The sequence below is a fragment of the Mucilaginibacter sp. P4_E8 genome, from assembly GCF_056401495.1.
On record NZ_JBFUJG010000449.1, the window covers coordinates 1 to 631 of the forward strand.

Consider the following 631-nt stretch of genomic DNA (forward strand, 5'->3'; position numbering starts at 1 on the left):
ATCATGGCTTTAAAGGGAGCCGGTGTATGGGCTTTGGTTTTTAACTCGGTGGGTAATGTGTTTTTTGCGATGCCACTATTTTTTAAGGCTACCGGCTGGAAACCTGCTTTTATAATGGATAAACAAGCCTTTAAGGAAGTTTTTGGCTTTGGTGTTTATACAACAGGTTCAAACATATTGAATTACCTGTATAATAATATTGATTATTTACTGATCGGAAAACTTTTAGGTGCAACTTCTTTGGGTATATATACCCTGGCTTTTGTATTAACAGATACTTTTAGGGGTAGGTTAATGGCTGTTATTAATAATGTGATGTACCCAATTTATGGCAAAAATCAAAATGATATGGTTTCGCTTAAAAAGTATTACCTCAAAGTGGTGTTATTTAACTGTTTGTTTGTTTTTCCGGTAATGATTTTCTTTGTAGTTGAGGGCAATCATTTTATTATTAGTGTTTTTGGTGCTAAATGGCAGCAAACGGTAGCGCCATTACAGATATTATCAGTCTCGGTAATGTTTCACCTTTTGGTTAGCGGTAATACTTCTTTATTGAGGGGGTTAGGCAGGCCGGGCCGGGAAATGAAACAGCAGATTTTTAAGGCGCTGGTGTTTTTACCATCATTAGCAT

The 631-nt window shown here is 36.5% G+C and carries 1 protein-coding gene; it reads left to right on the forward strand.

All coding sequences use genetic code 11. The annotated features are described in order from the left end of the window. A partial coding sequence (locus AC1DRQ_RS32040; RefSeq protein ID WP_477430280.1) for an oligosaccharide flippase family protein occupies positions 1–631 on the forward strand: 631 nt, incomplete at both ends.